The sequence below is a fragment of the Pseudomonas sp. QLc11A genome, assembly GCF_052112305.1.
Taxonomy (GTDB): Bacteria; Pseudomonadota; Gammaproteobacteria; order Pseudomonadales; family Pseudomonadaceae; genus Aquipseudomonas; species Aquipseudomonas laurylsulfatiphila.
On record NZ_JAVAJJ010000028.1, the window covers coordinates 19,387 to 36,529 of the forward strand.

Below are 17,143 nucleotides of genomic sequence, written 5' to 3' on the forward strand. Positions count from 1 at the left end.
GGCGGGTTCAACATCATCTGTACATCGAGACACGAAACGGCCAGGGCCTTGCGGGTGCGAATGGAAAAGACAGATGACTGACCACAAAATCAGAGTCTTGCTGGTGGATGATCACAGCATCGTGCGTAGCGGCGTGCGACGCATGCTGGAGACTGCCAGCGAGATCGACGTAACGGGTGAAGCCGAGACCGCACAAGACGCCATGCTCCTGGTCCGCGAACAGGATTTCGACGTGGCGCTGGTCGATATTCAGCTTCCCGACAAGAACGGCCTCGAACTCCTCAAGCTCATGCGTGCGCACAAACCCAAGCTCGCCGTTCTGATGTTGAGTATGCATTCGGTCGAGGCCTATGCGTTACGCGCCATCAAGCACGGCGCAGCGGGATACCTCACCAAGGATATTTGCGCAGCTACCCTGGTGGCGGCCGTTCGCAAGGTGGCCTCAGGCGGCAAGCACGTCAGTCCTGAGCTGGCGGAAAAACTGGTAAACGCGATCGGCAAAGGCGACGAGGCACCCCACGAAGCGCTCTCCGACCGGGAGCTTGAAGTACTGAAGCTCCTGGCTGCAGGCGAAAGAATTGTCCGTATCGCCCAGATTCTGCACTTGAGCCCGAGCACCGTCACGACGTACCGGGCACGTATCCTGGAAAAAACCGGGATGGACAGCAACGCGCAACTGGCCCGCTATGCACTCGAAAACGGCTTGTTAACCTAGAGTGGCTGCTTGTAGTGGAATCACTACAAGCTTTTGGCTGATATCTCCACAAAGAACTCCTGCTAACGTCGATAGCGGGGGGCGTCCCAATCAAGCATATTGACCCCTCGGAAATTATCGTCCGCTCAATCGTCAATGAGTCAGAAAAGACTCCGGAATGGATATTCACAAGTTGAGCACTGAGTGCAGGCTGCATTCAGGTTGAATTCTGGAGGCATCAAGATGATAGGTTATGGGTTATGCGCATTACTGTGGGGTGTGGTGCTGCTGGAGGAAATCCAACTCATGCCCCGTCAGGAATGGAAAGAAGAGGGTCTGAAAAAGGTTCTATTACTGCGTCGAACCAGAACACGGACTGGCTACTTTATTGCACTGGTCGCGGGCGCCATGTGCCTTTATAGCGAAATACTGGTGGCGCCGGTCGATCAGAGCTTTTTCAATCCGGAGTTGATACTTGCCCTGTGTGGTGTCCTTTGGGGGGCTTATCTTTCCGTAGTCTGCATGAAGGGGAAGCGATAGAGGCGTTAGCAGCACCGTTTTCGAACGGCTGACAGCAGGCTTTATTGGCTGAAGCTGAACTTCCTTGTTCAGTCTGGTTTCACCATCCAGCGAGGGCGGCGTTTCCCGGGATCCTGAAGCCTTGCTCCCTACGCGTTTCGGTGTCTCTGTCTTTTGCCCAGGCAGTGAGCAGGACCATCATCCCGAAACCGACGACGATGAGAACCGGATAGGCTGCCAGCAACTCCACCAGCGAGTACTTCCAGGCCAGCGGACGACCGACACCGAGCATGGCGGCATAGAACCAGGACACGGCGGAGAGAGCGCCGGAGAACAGCGCCAGCATGCGCAGGCTGAAGGAGAGTTTGAGTAACGAACCGGCTTTTTTCAGCGCCGGCAATACAGCGCTATGCAACAGCAAGCCGTTAAAGGTCAACAGCACAACGATGCCGATTTTGGCTTGCAGTTTTGGATTGAGGAAATACTCCATCCCCTTACCGGCATAATCGATCCCGACGATACCAATGCCCGTAATCCAAAGCGCTACAAGTGCAAGCGATACGGTTTTTTGAAGGCTTTCCATGTGCGCGTCATCGTGGTGACCTGACGCATCCCCCTTCAGGAGTTGCTTGACCATTGCAATGTCACTGGTCAAGACCAGCCCGATTGCCACGCAACAGGCGATGAGATGAAAATAGACAACGCCCAAACGCACATATTCCACGGTGGACGAAGAAAACATACTAAGTTCCATGGTGACCTCTTTTATTAAATAGTGAATCAACTTGGCTCTCGGCACGGTTTGATTGGAATTTACCGTTGCTGACTGCCATTCAGATTCAGCCATTGTTATCAATTAATCCTGGGGCAATACACCTCCAAGATAATAGTGAGTTTCGCGAATGAACTTTCATTCATTCGAATATGTCCATTTTCAGGTAACACAAAACCTCAATCGCACTGAGTGCACAGGAGGTTTAACTTCCGCTTCTGGGGAACCCGATCGACGTGCGGATCAGGCAATGCTGGTGGGGTCGGCAGGGCTTCCACCCCATTCGAGGAAACGGATCTTGTGAATCTCGCCCTCGCTGTCTTCGTAGACCAGGGTCACCGGTACTACGCCGGTCTTGTCGGATGTATCGGTGCGCTGCAGTACCCGTTTCACATCGATGTCCATACCGTAGTGGTATTCGACGGCTGAGACATGCGCGCCGGGGTCTTGCAGGTTGTTCTGGTCAAAGACACTGGGTGCGAGACTGGAAATCACGGCACTGACTATCGTGGCCATGCTCATAAGGCTGTACCTCCACTGAAGTTCACTTGACAAGGACTTAATGTGACACGTCATGAAAGTGAAGTTCACTTCACCACGACGAACGTGCCCGTCTGAAAAGCCTGTAGTGGCTGCAAACTCCCTGCAATTCCCCGCGCTTGACGCCTCTCGACCATTCGTCCTAAAACCCCTGAATTTGTTGGTTAAAGTCCGTTTTTCAGGGAGGTCATAACATGTCATGACGGATTATCGCGCAAGGTGAATCAGTGCCTTCAAGCCAGTCGACCGAGTCCTTCGTGACAGGCAGCAATGGGCTGTGGATTGAGCCCGGCGGTTGACGGGGCGTCCGTCTGACGCGCGGGCTGCAGCCATTAATTCCATTGGTTATGGAGGTGAGCAGCATTCGTTCTATTGAGCGCGGCATTGGTGGCTAATCTACGGAAGTTGAGGGGACAACCTTCAGGGCGGTGCAGCCATATGGACGAAAATCCGATCGAAACCGATTACCTGGTCATCGGTGCTGGCGCGACGGCCATGGCCTTCGTCGATACGCTACTCAAGGAAACGAATGCACGCATCGTGATGGTGGACCGACACGAACGAGCTGGCGGGCACTGGAATGATGCCTACCCCTTTGTACGGTTGCACCAGCCCTCGGCCTTCTATGGCGTCAACTCACGGGAACTGGGTAGCGGAACGAAAGATACGACGGCACTGAACGAGGGCTTGTATGAGCTAGCCTCCGGCGCGGAGGTGGTGAGCTACTTCGATCAGGTGATGAATCAGCAGTTCCTGCCATCAGGTCGGGTCCGTTACTTCCCCATGTGCAACTACACCGGCGACCGCATTGACGACCACCGGTTTACCTCGCTCGTCAGCGGCGCAGACCATCTGGTGCGGGTGCACAAAAAGGTGGTGGACGCCACCCATGCCCAGACAGCTGTGCCCTCGACCCACCCGCCCAGGTACAGGGTGGAACCCGGCGTGCAATGCGTGCCACTGAACGACTTGCCGAAAATCCGCCACCCATACTCCAGCTACGTAGTGGTGGGGGCGGGCAAGACCGGGATCGACGCTTGCCTGTGGTTGCTGCAAAACGGTGTTGCGCCCGAAAAAATCTGCTGGATCATGCCGAACGATCCGTGGTTGATCGACCGGGCCAACTTGCAACCTGGCCTCGACGGCTTCGAACGAACAATCGGCGGTCTCACGGCACAGTTCGAGGCAATCGCCGACGCGGACTCGATCCCGGACCTGTTCTTAAGGCTTGAGGCGACAGGCCAGCTCCTGCGCCTGGACAAGTCCGTCGAACCCACTGCTTACCGCTGCGCCACCGTCACACAGGCGGAGCTGCGTGAGCTTCGACGCATCGACAACGTCGTGCGCCAGGGGAGGGTGCGCGTTATCGAGCCAACGCGCATCGTGCTCGAGCAGGGCAGCATCGCCACAAGCCCACATGCTCTGCACATTGATTGCAGCGCCAGTGCCATCCCGAGACTGCCTGAAATGAAGGTGTTCGACGGCGGCAAGATCAACCTGTTGATGGTCAGCAGCTGCCAACCCGTGTTCAGCGCGGCCTTGATCGCCTATGTGGAAAGCCACCTGGTCGATCAAGCGCAAATGAACGGGCTGTGCATGATGGTCCCGCCGCCTCACGTCCCCACGGACTGGATCAGAATCTGGGCGGTCTACCTGGGTAACCAGCTACGCTGGGGAGAGCATGAAGGTTTGGCCCGCTGGATCAGGCAGTCGCGTTTGTTCTTCATGACAGCGGTGGTCAGGGGCCTTACGGAAACCGACACCGAGAAACTCGCACAGCTGCATCGGCTCTCTGTCAGCAGGCAACAGGCTCTGGCGAGCTTGCCACGGTTGCTGGGGGCCATCGATTGAATCGCAGGAAGCGCACATGAACGAGCCACACCTGGAACTGCTCGACATCAATGGCATCCGCATGCAGATAGCCACGCAAGGAAGCGGCCCGCTGGTCTTGCTCTGCCATGGTTTTCCGGAGCTGTGGTACTCGTGGCGCAACCAGCTCGCTGCGCTGGCGGCCGCCGGCTACAGGGCGGTAGCACCCGACATGCGCGGCTATGGCGGCACAGATGCGCCGGCCGAACCCGACGCCTATACCACGCTCCACCTGGTAGGCGACATGGTCGAGTTGGTCAATGCACTCGGCGAACAGCAAGCCGTGATCGTCGGTCATGACTGGGGCGCGCAGGTGGCCTGGAGCGCAGCAATGATGCGACCCGATCTGTTCCGCGCCGTGGTCGGCATGAGCGTTCCCTTCTCGCCACCGGCGCGCGTGGAACTCCTCAGCGCGCTTGTCTCACGGGGTATCAACGACTTCTACATCCAGTATTTCCAGACGCCGGGTGTGGCCGAGGCCGAGCTGGAAAGGGACGTCGAATCGTCGATCCGGCGCATCTACTTCAGTGGTTCGGGGGACGGACCCGATTGGCCGGTGTTCGGCCGGCTGCAGCCGGATCAGGGCTTCCTGGGCGCGATGATCGAGCCTGAAACCCTGCCAGCCTGGCTAAGCCTGGAGGATATTGCCTATTACACCCGCGAATTCACCCGCAGCGGATTTCACGGCGGCTTGAACTGGTACCGCAACATGACGCGCTCATGGGCACTGCTGGCACCCTGGCGCGGTTGCAAAATCCAGCAGCCGTCGATGTTCATAGCCGGCAGCCGCGACGCCGTGCTGAAGTTTCCGAGCTCCCCGCGGCAGATCGAAGCTTTCGCGCAGACTCTGCCGCAACTGCGCGGCTGTCATATCCTCGAAGGTGCCGGCCACTGGATACAGCAAGAGCGCGCGACAGAGGTCAATGAGCTGCTACTGGGCTTCCTGAAAAAACTCTGAATGGATCGAAACTGGAGGGACCCATGAGCAACTTCATTGCCACCGACGAGCCACCTGAAGCCGTTCGCCTCATGGTCAAGGTTTACGCTTGCTTGCTGCTCGCAGGGTTTGCGCTTGTTCCGGCCTGTCTGATTGGTTACTTGTACTTTTTTCAGGACTCCACGCTTTTATTCGAGAATCACCTGTTCCATATCATTGCGATCACGGCAGCCACCCTGGCAGGCCTGTTTGTTACTTACGTCACGTGGCGCTGCTATCAGTCATCGGGAGAGCCGCTGCTGCGATGGATGACGCTTGGATTTCTCGGCTTTGTAGTGATCTACGCGTTGCATGGTGCGTTCACCGGGCTTGCGCACCACAATATCTGGCTCTTCCTGCTTTATGGACCGGCCTCTCGACTGGTCATGTCGGTTCTGCTGTTAGTCGCAATGCTGTCGTACCACCGCCCACCAGATGCCGCGGACCAACGAATGACTGCCCGCCCGTGGTTGATCTGGATAGGACTGTTCCTGTTGGTTGACGTGGCAGTGGCGTACGTCGCGAATTCGCCGATCGCCGGCAATCTCGCAGTGCGCCTCTCGATGGAGGGGGGCGCCCTCGTTCTTTCCACATTGACCGTGACAATTCTCCTGCTGCGCCGTATCCGTTCGCCGTTGATGACCATTTTCATCATCTCGGTCACCGCGTTCGCGCTGTCCTCCCTTGCCTTCATCCTTGCGCGTCCGTGGAACCATATGTGGTGGCTCGCGCACGCGATCTTCGCCGGTGGATTCTTCATGTTGAGCTATGGGGTGGTGCAAGCGTTCCTCACCACGCGGTCGTTTTCCAGGATCTACAGCCAGGAGGAGTTGATGGTGCGTCTTGCCGAAGCGATGGCGTATGCCGAGAACGCACTGCAGGAACTCCAGCGCACCAATCAGGAACTCGGGCACCTTGCGGCGACCGATCCACTGACAGGCGCTGATAACCGGCGCCGGTTCATGGAGCGGGTCGAAGGCGAAATTGGCCGGACCAAACGCGGCGATGCGCCGTTCTCCGTGTTGGCACTGGATCTGGATAATTTCAAGTCCATCAACGATCGCTTCGGGCATCAGGTTGGCGATGACATCCTGAAGAGTTTCGTGGAGAAATGCCTCGATTCGATCCGGCCGTATGACGGCGTAGCCCGAGTAGGCGGAGAGGAATTCATGATACTGCTACCTCAGACTTCACTTGAAGGCGCGCACGAAATCGCCGAGCGTCTGCGAAGCACCGTGGCCAATAGTTCTTTTCATGGCCTGCAGCGGTCAACCGTGGTCACAGTGAGCATCGGCGTATCGCAATCCGGTCGCGATGGCGACACCATCGAGGCCATTCTGCGTACAGCCGATCAACGCCTGTATCACGCTAAACACCAAGGCCGTAACCGTGTGGTCACTGCCTTCAAAACCAGCCTCCAACCTCTGCCCTGACCGTCGTCTTGAAGTCGCCGAAAGCGTTTGCGCCACAGTATTGACTGTCATTCGCAGGGTTGAACCTGTTTCACCGGCATTATCCGATGACGTTTCGCCGCCCATACGACCCCGCCCACCAGCAGCACGATCGAGACCACTTCCATCAAGCCAGGCATTCGCTGGCTGAACAGAAAACCGTATACGCAGGCAAACAGCGTTTCGAACACGATCATCTGGCCACTCAACGACGCGGGCATGCGGCGCGAGCAAGCATTCCAAAGCCCATTGGCCAGCCATGAACCACAGAGCGCCAGGAACAGGCAAACCCACAGGAAAGTCGTCCAGCGGCTGCTTTCAACCTCAGAGGGCACCAGGTTCGGGAACAGCATCAAGGCCGCGATGCCGAACACGATCGCCACGATGCCCGTCACGATGCCTGTCAGCGTCGACCATTCGCTGCTGTTGAAATGGCTTTGCTTGAGATACCGGGCGTTGTGGGTGGCGTACCACGACCAGCAGGCCACGGCACTGAACCCGCAGGCCAGGCCCAGCAACCGGGAAGGCAGCGAGGTGCTCTGCGCCGGCGCGCCCGTATGTTCCAGGCTGACCGATACGATGCCCAGGAATACCAGCAGCAGGGGGAGCTTGAGCCTGGTCAGGGGCAGGGACCCTGCATCGCTACGCCCCAGAAAGGTGATGGCGAGCGGCATCATGCCGTTGATAAGGGCGGCCGCGGTCACCCCGCTCAGCTGTACGGAAGCGCCCAGGAGCGCGTAGTTCAGGATATTTCCGGTCAGTGACAGACGCAGTAGCATCCAGACATCGCCTCGCGTCAAACGCGACAGCAGGCGAGACGCGAAGGGCAAGGCCACGAGGAGCGAGATCATCCCATACAGGGCAAACCGTACACTGCTGATCAGCACGGCATTGAATTCCGGCAGCAACGAAGGGCCGATAATCACGCCACCCCAGATGGCACCCGCCAATATCGCAAATACAACTCCACTGTTCATCATCTCGGCTCTGGCAGGCTGTTTAGCCGCATTCTAGCCATGGCAGATAAGCGCCACCTGCGATATAAAGTTGGTCACCCATTCCGCAGGGGAATGTCTTGCAGCAATCGCCAGTCCCGGAGAACCGTCATTAACCGTTATCTGCGTACCTTGCCCCCATTGGAGACCCTGATCACGTTCGAGGCCGTGGGAAGACACGCCAGCTTCACGGGCGCCGCCGGCGAACTGTTTCTGACCCAGAGCGCCGTAAGCAAACAGATGCGCCAGCTTGAGGACTGCATGGGCGTCCCGCTCTTCGAGCGCAAGCCACGAGGAGTCAAGTTGACCAGCGCAGGGGATGAACTGCTGATGACGGTCAACGTGCTCCTCACCACGATGTACCAAAGCGTCACGCGAATTCGCAACGTTCATCAGTCCAACGCCGTCTCGGTGCTGGCGACCCATGCCCTGGCCCAATTCTGGCTGTTCCCGAAGCTGATCGAATTCAACAAGGCGTACCCGGACATCGCCGTGCACGTTCACGCGATCAATGAATTCGATGAGGCCAGCCTCAATGATTTCGACGTGGGCGTACTCTATGGTTGCGGCCAATGGCCCTCGCTGGACAGCGATTTCCTGCTGCCGGAAATCGTCTATGCCGTGGCTCATCCTTCACTGGATGTCTCGGGGGTTGAGACACTGGAACAATTGGCGCAAGCCAACCTGGTGCAAATCGACACCTGCGCCTGGCAGTGTCTGGACTGGCATCAATGGTTCGGCCACTTTGGTATCGACTTCGTCGCGCGGGACAAGGCCCCGGTCTTCAACCAGCTGACGTTGGCGTATCGGGCCGTTCAACAAGGCATGGGCATCGGCCTGGCCTGGTCGTTCATGGCGGATGAGGCGCTGGCCAAGGGAGAATTGCAGCGGGTGACGCCTTTTGAATGCGTGACGGGCAATGGCGAGTTCCTGGTATCGCTCAAGCATCGCAAGCGTTCTGCCTCTGCCGAGATATTTCGCCAGTGGCTTCTGGGGTCGATGGGCGACTGATGACCAAGGCGGCTATTGTTCTTTCGTAACCCGTGCCTTGCTCTTCGTCAAAGTCAGGCTCAACAGTACCGTAATCAAGATGATGCCGCCGATTGTGCTCAGCGACCATTGGATCGGCATGTGCCACCACGGCGTGACCAGCATCTTGCCGCCGATGAACACCAGTACGATGGCCAGACCATATTTGAGCAAGTGAAAGCGGTCAGCCATGTCGGCCAGTAGAAAATACAGTGCGCGCATGCCCATGATGGCGAAAATGTTGGAAGTGAACACGATGAAGGGGTCGGTGGTGACGGCGAAGATAGCCGGGATGCTGTCGACTGCGAATACCAGGTCGCTGGCCTCGATCAGTACCAGCACCAGGAACATAGGCGTCGCCCAGCGCAGGCCTTTCTGGCGCACGAAGAAGTGCTCGCCGTGAAAACCGTCGGTGATGCGAAGATGGCTACGCAGCCAGCACAGCAAAGGGTTTTTTTCGAGGTCTGGCTGCTGGTTGGCGAAGATCAGCATCTTGATGCCGGTGATGACGAGGAAAGCGCCAAAGACATAGAGCAGCCAGGCAAACTCCTGCACCAGCCAGACACCGGCGAAAATCATAACGGCACGCATGAAGATGGCGCCGAGCACACCATAGAGCAGGACACGGCGCTGCAACTCTGGCGGCACGGCGAAATAGCCGAAGATCATCACGAAAACGAACATGTTGTCGATCGACAGCGACTGCTCGATCAGGTAACCCGTCAGGAATTCGAGCGTTGTACGCTGGGCCACTTCGGCGCCGAACATGCTGCGCAGATACCACCAGAGCAGGACGGAGAAGACCAACGCCAAACTGGTCCAGGCGATGACCCAGGCCAGCGCCTCGCGTACCGAAACACGATGCGCCTTGCGACCGCCGAAGACGAAAAGATCCAGCGCCAGCATGGCGAGGACGAACCCGATGAAGGCGGCCCACATCCAGGATTGGCCGACGCTAATGGCGGTCATTTAAGTATCCAGGGTTGGTCGATACCCATGTGGCGCCGCACGGTCACCCGCTCCAATGCGGGCAGCGCCGTGACTTAAGATGTAGGCCAGGCGCTTGCTGAGATAACCGTGCAAAACCTCGGTTAGCTCGAAACCGCGGCGTTGAATGGCCATCTGCATGACTGTCTCCGCATGGCGCAGCAATGGCCTGCAAGAGGTCATGCTAACGGGCATGTTGCATCAATAAAAATCGTTTATTCGTTTTGAAATGTTCGTTTTTTACGAAGTATTTGATCCAGATGCTCAACTACCGGCCATTGCATTAGTGCTGCTCCGTGGCCAACGGGTGCTATTGCGGTTTTGACCCAAACTGCTGACTTTAGCTGGCTTGGGGCAGAAGAGGCTGAGCATCCCCGAACCCAATGATAGAATCTCGTTTTGAAAAAGGAGTTTCATCTGTGGAGGCTGGAAAAAAGAGCTGTCCCTATTGCGCGGAAGTCATCATGGCTGAAGCCATTTTATGTAAACACTGCCAATCTGACCTCAGGCAGAAAATACGAATCCCGCCCGGGTGGCCAATACCTTCAGAAAAGAAAGTTGGCCGGGTCGGCAAGATCGTCGTCGGCATCACAATCGCAATCACCTTGTACCTGGCAGTCGGCTTTTATGTCAGCAACACATCGCAAGACAAGGAAAGCATGCAGGCCCATGATGCCGCCGAACGGTGCCGCGAGGAAGTAGACAGCTACTCCGGCCCGGCAGTCGGAAAAAGCATAATCGCAGAGGTTTGTCGAAAGCTGGAGGACGATTTCCGCGAGAGTTTGAGCCACACGCCATAAAAAAGCCGATTACGAAGCCCGCTATTGAGCGTAATGCTGTTCACTTACGGCCGACACTGAACCCGTGGCGAGGGAGCTTGCTCCCGCTTGAGTGCGTAGCACTCACAAAAAATGGCATTGTTGTCACATTTTTGGGGCCGCTACGCAGCCCAGCGGGAGCAAGCTCCCTCGCCACAAAAGTAGGTGTGCCTGAAGTACCGCGCTTAAGTGAACAGCGTTACGCTTTTGAGCGGGCTTTTTTACCTTTGGCATCTGGCAGTCTGATTCAGACCAAGCCGACAAACGACAGGATAAACAGGATGATCACGACGGCGCCAACGAGGTAGACGATATTGTTCATGACTTCACCGCTTCATTTGGGTTGAGGGAAGAAACAGGGGTGCCTAAACAGCTGACACCCTCGTTCGCGTTTCCGTTCCGTTACCCTTGCAGCAGGAGCGATCCAGAGGTTATCGGCTTGCCGGCGCGCGACCGTGCAAAAGGTGCTGATGCTCGACGGATCTGGTCGCGACCGGGCGCCGAGCTAAAGCCTGAAAAGCACGAGCTCAATCGTCTGGCGGTATGGCTTAGTTTTTCTTCTTGATTAATTTGTTCATGTAGTACTTGAGACTGAAACGATCTTTGGGTCTTGGTTTGTAGTGGGTTTTGTTTCTTTGCGCAGGATCGATCGCCAAGGTGCCTGCGGTGTAGTAATAAAGCGCTATAGACCTGCGAGTGATGTGCTCTGGGGTCGTTAAAGGCTCCGGGTGCCCATGATTGCTGTCTTTGTCTGTATTGAAAATGACGCAGCGATTGTAAATGGGCAAAACCTTTTTAAGACAGGTTTTCATCTTGACATCCCAAAGCTCCAGGTTGCCTCCATACTCGTCTTTCCAGTCTTCGTTCAGATAAATAATGATATTCAGTCTGCGCTCGACGTTAAGCTTCTTGTTGAGCCTGAAGTCCGAGTGCACCCCCAGGAACCCCCCGCTTTTCGTTTCATGCAAGCCGCCACCGGTGAAGTAGGGGTCAGGTATCAAACCTTCGATGCCTGTTAACTTTTCAAGAAACTGCAACATGGGTGCCGAATTGAAAGCATTGAAAACGGTCTTTAAAAACGGCGAGCATTCGTTGGGACTGATTTGACGTTTTCTTTGCCCTTTATAGCCGCGCTCGTAGAGCATTTCGTTGTTGGTTGGCTCGACCGGGAAGTTCGAGCAAATACTTGCAATCAGATCTTCGTCCAGGAAGTTGTCGATGACGATGTGCGGAAATGGCGTAGCCTGAACATATTGGCTGGTCAATGACTCACCAAAGGCGCTGGCGTCGTTCTGGTCGAAATCAAGCTCCGGTGAGAGGGTGATGGGTAGTGCCTGAGTGATGACTGCCATTATTGCTCCGATAACTTGATATAACGACCTGTGGGTGACGGGCTCATACGTGTCGGCGTAGCTTAAGCCTTGCCGTCACCCTTGTTCAGGCGCTTAAGTATATTATTGTACATTTTGGTTCGTCTATGAGTCTTTCCATAGCCGCCAGTCGCTGCAACAGTACCCGCCTGGATATGATCAAGATAGCTGAAGATTTTACGTGGCGATAAAGTCTCAACGACGTAACCAAGCTGGGTCATCTGGTCTTGAAGGGTATATCCAGGAACGCGATCATCCATCGAAAAGTGCATGCCGTGCTGTTTGACGAGCTTGCAGTTCCACAATGTAAAGAAGCTCTTCAAGTAAACTTCTTTGTATGGCTTTGGTTCTCTTGAACGTAAGCCCATGGAGATTTTAAGGCGTCTGTAGTGGTGTTTGAATAGTCGTGAGCTGTAGCGCCAAACCGTTCTCGCGGTGCCGCGATTTAATTGCTCTACACACCCGACGGCGACGACTTTTTTATTGTTGGCGCACTTGTTCAGTATCATCGGGAAAATGTTTTTATCGAAAACAAAAGTATCGGTATGCATCAGAAGTAAATAATCGGTGTCGACTCGCTCCAAAACCATGTCGAGTGCCTTGCCGTGCGCGATATGGCCTGCTTCTGGTTCGGAAACAGATCGTTCGATTAAATTGATCCAGTCAAGTGTTCGCAAGTATTGAGTGCTTTCATCGGCCGAGTAGTTGTCAACCACCCAGACCGGGACGTTCTTGTCACCCACGTGCTGGTGCAATAACTCTAAGCATATCTTGGTGATTTCCGGTGTTTTGTAATTCACGATGACGATGCTGAAGTTATTGGGGAAATCAGCCGGAGGGCTAGTGCTGTTCATTGTTCGGGTGCTCAATGATATTGTATTTATAGGTGGGGGCGATTGAGTCCGTATCCGGTTTCGCGTATTTGCCCGCGCAATGTTTTTCGTCTGTAAAGCTCAATTTTCAAGTCGCTTTGTCATGCACTAAATTTAGATGGCTTACTCGCGCCTGATGGAGAGCAGTGGCTTTGGGCCTCATCGTATAAGGATCCACTCTATAGGTAAATATCCGCGAAATGGTTCGTTACATCGGGCGGCGGGTCAGATGAGCCCACCGGGGGTGGTGTGGGGCTGGATTCAATCTCAAGGTGAATCGGCGCCGCGGTCCGGAAAAGAAACCGCGGCGACCGATCGATCAGGCGGTGGGCAGCAGGCCTTTCTGTTTGGCGACATGGGTCGCCAGTGCGTCCATCAAGTCCGGGGACAGGCAGTCATAGGGTTCCAGGCCGATCGAGCGCAAGCGCTCGCGGATCGCCTTCATTTGCCCTGGCGGTGTGCCGGTTTCGATGATGGAGGATACGAACGCCGCGAATCCCGGCGCTGCCCATCCGCTCTGTGGCGAAAGTTCGGTGTGGACGAAATCCAGGCCATAAAACGCATGGTCCTTGTTTTCGATGCGCCCGAAGAGATGGGCGTGACACTGCTTGCAGGCGTGGCGCTGGATGGTGGCGGCTGCGTCGACAATCGCCAGTTTTTCGCCGTGGGCAATCACGCTGACCTTATCTCTAGGCACCACGGCGATGACAGCGAATATCGCGTTTTGTGGTTTCCAGCATTTGCTGCAGCCGCATGCGTGGTTATGCAGGGTTTGTGCGTCGATCCTGACCTCGACCTTGTCGGTCGCACACAGGCATTGCAGGGTGCCGCCTGTGAAATTCGCGGCGGCGGGTTGGATACCCTTGTCCAGTGCAGGGTGAAGTTGCAAGGTGCTCATGCTGGCGTCTCCGTTTCAGGGGGCAGACACAGGTGCCTGGGGCCGCGCCCCAGACCGTTGGATCATCGGATTTTGAAAAGGACACAGTGCATAAACGAGTGACCTCCTTCGGTGCGACCGGTGGGTTACCCTGATCAAGAATAGTCTGCGATGACGCCTTGAGCGCGGCCAGGGTGACCTCACCGCAGCCGCAAGGTTTCAAACAGCGCGCGGTCTTCTTTTTTGGCCGAGCGGGCATGGCGCCGAATGACCTGCAACAGGCACTCGGTGAAGCAGACTGCCGGGTTGCTCAGTGCGCCATTGCGGCGTGTCACGATGCTCAGCTGCCGGGGCTCGAACTGCTCGGTCAGCCCCAGGGATACCACACGCCCCAGAAATGGCGGGGCGGTGCTCACGATGGAAGGCCCCCAAGTGCACATATCGGCCCGCTCGACCATCATCTGCAAAATGGCCAGTGAATGAGCGCGCAGGATTCGATTCTCGTCAATCTGCGCGCCGTGTTTCCAGAACAGTTCCTGCATCAGCCCATCGTGCCCGTCCGGCGCGTAGTTCAGGGTCCAGTTTTCTTCCAGTAGCTCATGGATCGATCGCGCATGCTGTCGGGCGTGACCCTCGCGGACCAGCACCGAGGTCTGGTAATCGAGCAAGGTTTCGCTGGCGAATTCCTGGGTCGATTGGGTGGGATTGAGTTGGCCAATCGCAAAGTCCATGCTGCCGTCGCGCAACAGCGGTTGGGCAACGGCCATCAGGCTTTCGTACAGCTCCAGCCTGATTTGTGGCATACGCTCGCGAAAAACCGACACGACTTCGGGCAGGAAGGTCAGGGCGACCCATGGGGTGATCCCGACGCAGAGCCGGCCCTGGGCCTTCCCACGCATGTGATCAAGCTCGGTCTGTGCGTGCTCCAGTTGCTTGATCACCAGCCTGGCGTGAGTCAGCAGCACTTTGCCGTATTCGGTGAATTTCAGACCGCTGGCGGTTCGGGTAAACAGCGGTAGCTGCTGGCTGGTTTCCAGTTCGCGCAGCGCTTTGGTCACCGCGGCCTGGGAAATCTCCAGCGACCGAGCGGCCGCGCGGATGCTGCCGGTTTCGGCGCTGGCAATCAGCGCCTGTAATTGATGCAGTTTCATCTGCTCACCCTGGTGACAACTCATGGTTGTCATCATAACCAAACTGCGGCTCCCCAGCCCAGCGCCAGTTCCCTAAGATCGAGCCCAACAGCGCTTTTGCTGCCGCACAGCCCCTGTCGAAGGAGAACACTGATGAATGCCGGTTTGGTCCTGCCTGGTATTGCCGCGATGCAAGATGAAATGATCGCGATACGTCGCAGCATTCACGCGCACCCTGAACTGGGTTTTGAAGAATTCGCCACCAGTGAGCGGGTTGCCGCGTGTCTGGCTCAGTGGGGCTTTGAGGTCAGCACCGGGGTGGGCAAGACCGGGGTCGTTGCCACCCTGAAAAATGGCGAGGGTCGGTCCATTGGTTTGCGCGCCGACATGGATGCGTTGCCGATCCAGGAAACCTCCGGTTTGCCTTATGCCAGCCGGATAGACGGTGTCATGCATGCCTGCGGTCATGACGGTCATACCGCCATCCTGCTGGCGACGGGTCAGTATCTGGCCCGGACACGGGCATTCAACGGCACCGTGCACCTGATTTTCCAACCGGCGGAAGAGGGGCTGGGCGGTGCCAGGAAAATGCTGGAGGACGGACTGCTCGAACGGTTTCCGTGTGACGCGATCTTCGCCATGCATAACGTGCCGGGTTATCCCGTCGGGCATTTGGGTTTTTACAGCGGACCGTTCATGGCGTCTGCCGACACGGTGAACATCAAGATCATCGGCAACGGCGGCCATGGCGCGGTGCCGCACAAAGCCGTCGACCCGGTGGTGGTCGGTGCCTCGATCGTGATGGCCCTGCAAAGCATCGTCTCGCGCAACGTCAACCCGCAGGAGATGGCGATTATCACCGTGGGTTCCCTGCAAGCCGGGAGCGCCTCGAATGTCATCCCGTCCAGCGCCGACTTGAGCCTGAGCGTACGAGCCCTGACTCCCGAGGTTCGCCGTTTGCTGGAGGTCAGGATCACCGAACTGGTCAAGGGCCAGGCCGAGAGTTTCGGCGCCCGGGCCCACATCGATTACCAGCATTGCCATCCAGTGCTGATCAACGATCCCGAACAGACGGCATTTGCCCATGAAGTCGCCCGCGACTGGCTGGGAGATGAACACCTGATCGATGACTTGCGGCCATTCACGGCCAGCGAGGATTTTGCTTTTGTCCTGGAAAAGTGCCCCGGCAGCTATCTGGTGATCGGCAACGGCGAGGGCGAAGGCGGGTGCCTGCTGCACAACCCCGGCTATGACTTCAATGACGGCTGCCTGCCGGTAGGCGCGAGCTATTGGGTCAAGTTGGTCGAACGTTTTCTGAGTTGAGACGGCGCATTTTCATCCGTTGTGCCGGTAAAAAACCTACGGTCTGAGAGGAATAAAAATGAACAAGATGATTGCAGCCGTTTCCCTGGTGTTCCTGACGGCCTCGAGCCTGGCGGGGGCGGCCGACTGGTCCGGCAAAGTGTTGAAGCTGGGAGTGGACCCGACGTACCCACCGCTGGAGTACAAGAACCAGGATGGCACGCTGACCGGCTTCGGGGTCGACATCGCCGAAGCGTTGTGCGCCGAACTGAAAGCCCGCTGCGTCTGGGTGGAAAGCAGTTGGGACGGGATGATCCCGGCGCTGCTGGCGCGCAAGTTCGATGCGGTGGCGTCCTCGATGACCATCACACCCAAACGCCTTGAGCAGATTGCGTTTACCGACAAGGTGTCCAATGCGCCGGCACGCCTGGTGGCCAAACGTGGATCGGGATTACAGCCGACCCTCGAATCACTCAAGGGCAAGCGCATTGGTGTGGAGCAGGGCTCGACCCAGGAGTCCTATGCCAAAGCGGTTTGGGGTTCCAAGGGCGTGGACGTTCTGTCCTATCAGAATCAGGACCAGGTGTACGCCGACCTGGTAGTGGGGCGACTGGATGCCTCGTTGCAGGGGGCCATTCAAGCCAGTTACGGCTTCCTGAAAACAGCGGCGGGTCTGGACTATGAATTTGCCGGTGCCACTCTGGAGGACCCGGGCTTCTTCGGCGTCGGCGATGGCCTTGGTCTGCGCAAGGGTGATGTCGCGTTGCGCGAAGACCTGAACAAGGCCCTGGCCACCATTCTCGCCAACGGTACTTACGCGCGGATCAACGACAAGTACTTCGATTTCGACGTCTACGGCGCTAGGTAAACCGTCGTCGTGACCTTGAGCAGGGCGCTCGCTCGAGCGCTCTATTGCCCCCTTCACCTCACCCTAACAAGAAC

17 protein-coding genes are annotated in these 17,143 nt (G+C 56.8%); 9 read left to right on the forward strand and 8 right to left on the reverse strand.

The window, feature by feature from the left end:
• Positions 1-73 precede the first annotated feature (73 nt).
• Together Q8X48_RS28610 and Q8X48_RS28615 are read left to right on the forward strand one after the other, a co-directional pair.
• Entirely contained in the window at positions 74-715 is a 642-nt protein-coding gene (locus tag Q8X48_RS28610; protein ID WP_407802016.1) for a response regulator, read from the forward strand.
• A gap of 183 nt (positions 716-898) precedes the next feature.
• The gene (locus Q8X48_RS28615; protein WP_407802017.1) at positions 899-1,234 is read left to right on the forward strand and encodes a hypothetical protein; all 336 of its coding nucleotides are present in this window, start codon (positions 899-901) and stop codon (positions 1,232-1,234) included.
• Between the two features lie 79 nt (positions 1,235-1,313).
• On the opposite strand, the gene Q8X48_RS28620 is transcribed toward Q8X48_RS28615, so the two are convergent.
• Together Q8X48_RS28620 and Q8X48_RS28625 are read right to left on the reverse strand one after the other, a co-directional pair.
• Complete coding sequence (locus Q8X48_RS28620; protein ID WP_407802054.1) at positions 1,314-1,967, reverse strand: hypothetical protein; 654 nt, start codon at positions 1,965-1,967, stop codon at positions 1,314-1,316.
• A gap of 261 nt (positions 1,968-2,228) precedes the next feature.
• The gene (locus tag Q8X48_RS28625; RefSeq protein WP_095967106.1) at positions 2,229-2,507 is read right to left on the reverse strand and encodes a DUF2790 domain-containing protein; all 279 of its coding nucleotides are present in this window, start codon (positions 2,505-2,507) and stop codon (positions 2,229-2,231) included.
• 456 nt (positions 2,508-2,963) lie between these two features.
• Here Q8X48_RS28625 and Q8X48_RS28630 point away from each other — a divergent pair, with 456 nt between their 5' ends.
• The 3 genes from Q8X48_RS28630 to Q8X48_RS28640 are packed head-to-tail and all read left to right on the forward strand — an operon-like array spanning position 2,964 to position 6,803.
• Positions 2,964-4,376, forward strand: coding sequence for an NAD(P)/FAD-dependent oxidoreductase (locus Q8X48_RS28630; RefSeq protein WP_407802018.1), 1,413 nt, complete (start codon positions 2,964-2,966; stop codon positions 4,374-4,376).
• Positions 4,377-4,392: 16 nt separating this feature from the next.
• Positions 4,393-5,352, forward strand: coding sequence for an alpha/beta fold hydrolase (locus Q8X48_RS28635; RefSeq protein WP_407802019.1), 960 nt, complete (start codon positions 4,393-4,395; stop codon positions 5,350-5,352).
• Between the two features lie 23 nt (positions 5,353-5,375).
• On the forward strand, positions 5,376-6,803 hold the full coding sequence (locus Q8X48_RS28640) for a GGDEF domain-containing protein (protein ID WP_407802020.1): 1,428 nt from the start codon (positions 5,376-5,378) through the stop codon (positions 6,801-6,803).
• Between the two features lie 47 nt (positions 6,804-6,850).
• Here Q8X48_RS28640 and Q8X48_RS28645 read toward each other — a convergent pair whose 3' ends face one another.
• The gene (locus tag Q8X48_RS28645) at positions 6,851-7,801 is read right to left on the reverse strand and encodes a DMT family transporter (protein WP_407802021.1); all 951 of its coding nucleotides are present in this window, start codon (positions 7,799-7,801) and stop codon (positions 6,851-6,853) included.
• 90 nt (positions 7,802-7,891) lie between these two features.
• Between Q8X48_RS28645 and Q8X48_RS28650 the strand changes: the two genes are divergently transcribed.
• The gene (locus tag Q8X48_RS28650; protein WP_407802022.1) at positions 7,892-8,827 is read left to right on the forward strand and encodes a LysR substrate-binding domain-containing protein; all 936 of its coding nucleotides are present in this window, start codon (positions 7,892-7,894) and stop codon (positions 8,825-8,827) included.
• Positions 8,828-8,839: 12 nt separating this feature from the next.
• Here Q8X48_RS28650 and Q8X48_RS28655 read toward each other — a convergent pair whose 3' ends face one another.
• Positions 8,840-9,814 carry a TerC family protein gene (locus tag Q8X48_RS28655; protein WP_407802023.1) on the reverse strand — a complete coding sequence of 325 codons (975 nt, stop codon included), beginning with the start codon at positions 9,812-9,814 and terminating at the stop codon, positions 8,840-8,842.
• Between the two features lie 482 nt (positions 9,815-10,296).
• Here Q8X48_RS28655 and Q8X48_RS28660 point away from each other — a divergent pair, with 482 nt between their 5' ends.
• Positions 10,297-10,632 carry a hypothetical protein gene (locus tag Q8X48_RS28660; protein WP_407802024.1) on the forward strand — a complete coding sequence of 112 codons (336 nt, stop codon included), beginning with the start codon at positions 10,297-10,299 and terminating at the stop codon, positions 10,630-10,632.
• Positions 10,633-11,198: 566 nt separating this feature from the next.
• Here the strand turns inward: Q8X48_RS28660 and Q8X48_RS28665 are convergent.
• The 4 genes from Q8X48_RS28665 to Q8X48_RS28680 form a co-directional block, all read right to left on the reverse strand.
• Positions 11,199-12,002: a 2OG-Fe(II) oxygenase gene (locus Q8X48_RS28665; RefSeq protein ID WP_407802025.1), complete on the reverse strand. Its 804-nt coding sequence runs from the start codon at positions 12,000-12,002 to the stop codon at positions 11,199-11,201.
• A gap of 62 nt (positions 12,003-12,064) precedes the next feature.
• Positions 12,065-12,874, reverse strand: coding sequence for a glycosyltransferase family 2 protein (locus Q8X48_RS28670; protein WP_407802026.1), 810 nt, complete (start codon positions 12,872-12,874; stop codon positions 12,065-12,067).
• 337 nt (positions 12,875-13,211) lie between these two features.
• Entirely contained in the window at positions 13,212-13,790 is a 579-nt protein-coding gene (gene gfa, locus Q8X48_RS28675) for an S-(hydroxymethyl)glutathione synthase (protein ID WP_015094751.1), read from the reverse strand.
• Positions 13,791-13,969: 179 nt separating this feature from the next.
• Positions 13,970-14,920, reverse strand: a complete 951-nt coding sequence (locus tag Q8X48_RS28680) for a LysR family transcriptional regulator (RefSeq protein WP_407802027.1) — start codon at positions 14,918-14,920, stop codon at positions 13,970-13,972.
• Positions 14,921-15,052: 132 nt separating this feature from the next.
• Between Q8X48_RS28680 and Q8X48_RS28685 the strand changes: the two genes are divergently transcribed.
• Both Q8X48_RS28685 and Q8X48_RS28690 read left to right on the forward strand, forming a co-directional pair.
• Positions 15,053-16,222, forward strand: coding sequence for a M20 aminoacylase family protein (locus tag Q8X48_RS28685; RefSeq protein WP_407802028.1), 1,170 nt, complete (start codon positions 15,053-15,055; stop codon positions 16,220-16,222).
• Positions 16,223-16,280: 58 nt separating this feature from the next.
• Positions 16,281-17,069 (forward strand): ABC transporter substrate-binding protein, encoded by a 789-nt coding sequence (locus Q8X48_RS28690; RefSeq protein ID WP_407802029.1) that lies wholly within the window; start codon positions 16,281-16,283, stop codon positions 17,067-17,069.
• The last annotated feature ends 74 nt before the right edge of the window (positions 17,070-17,143 follow it).

What these genes read in the sequence shown, in the direction of transcription:
- Q8X48_RS28610 (WP_407802016.1), top strand. Translation starts at nt 74, where the DNA reads ATGACTGACCACAAAATCAGAGTCTTGCTGGTGGATGATCACAGCATC.
- Q8X48_RS28620 (WP_407802054.1), bottom strand. Translation starts at nt 1,967, where the DNA reads ATGGAACTTAGTATGTTTTCTTCGTCCACCGTGGAATATGTGCGTTTG.
- Q8X48_RS28625 (WP_095967106.1), bottom strand. Translation starts at nt 2,507, where the DNA reads ATGAGCATGGCCACGATAGTCAGTGCCGTGATTTCCAGTCTCGCACCC.
- Q8X48_RS28630 (WP_407802018.1), top strand. Translation starts at nt 2,964, where the DNA reads ATGGACGAAAATCCGATCGAAACCGATTACCTGGTCATCGGTGCTGGC.
- Q8X48_RS28635 (WP_407802019.1), top strand. Translation starts at nt 4,393, where the DNA reads ATGAACGAGCCACACCTGGAACTGCTCGACATCAATGGCATCCGCATG.
- Q8X48_RS28640 (WP_407802020.1), top strand. Translation starts at nt 5,376, where the DNA reads ATGAGCAACTTCATTGCCACCGACGAGCCACCTGAAGCCGTTCGCCTC.
- Q8X48_RS28645 (WP_407802021.1), bottom strand. Translation starts at nt 7,801, where the DNA reads ATGATGAACAGTGGAGTTGTATTTGCGATATTGGCGGGTGCCATCTGG.
- Q8X48_RS28650 (WP_407802022.1), top strand. Translation starts at nt 7,892, where the DNA reads ATGTCTTGCAGCAATCGCCAGTCCCGGAGAACCGTCATTAACCGTTAT.
- Q8X48_RS28655 (WP_407802023.1), bottom strand. Translation starts at nt 9,814, where the DNA reads ATGACCGCCATTAGCGTCGGCCAATCCTGGATGTGGGCCGCCTTCATC.
- Q8X48_RS28660 (WP_407802024.1), top strand. Translation starts at nt 10,297, where the DNA reads ATGGCTGAAGCCATTTTATGTAAACACTGCCAATCTGACCTCAGGCAG.
- Q8X48_RS28665 (WP_407802025.1), bottom strand. Translation starts at nt 12,002, where the DNA reads ATGGCAGTCATCACTCAGGCACTACCCATCACCCTCTCACCGGAGCTT.
- Q8X48_RS28670 (WP_407802026.1), bottom strand. Translation starts at nt 12,874, where the DNA reads ATGAACAGCACTAGCCCTCCGGCTGATTTCCCCAATAACTTCAGCATC.
- gfa (WP_015094751.1), bottom strand. Translation starts at nt 13,790, where the DNA reads ATGAGCACCTTGCAACTTCACCCTGCACTGGACAAGGGTATCCAACCC.
- Q8X48_RS28680 (WP_407802027.1), bottom strand. Translation starts at nt 14,920, where the DNA reads ATGAAACTGCATCAATTACAGGCGCTGATTGCCAGCGCCGAAACCGGC.
- Q8X48_RS28685 (WP_407802028.1), top strand. Translation starts at nt 15,053, where the DNA reads ATGAATGCCGGTTTGGTCCTGCCTGGTATTGCCGCGATGCAAGATGAA.
- Q8X48_RS28690 (WP_407802029.1), top strand. Translation starts at nt 16,281, where the DNA reads ATGAACAAGATGATTGCAGCCGTTTCCCTGGTGTTCCTGACGGCCTCG.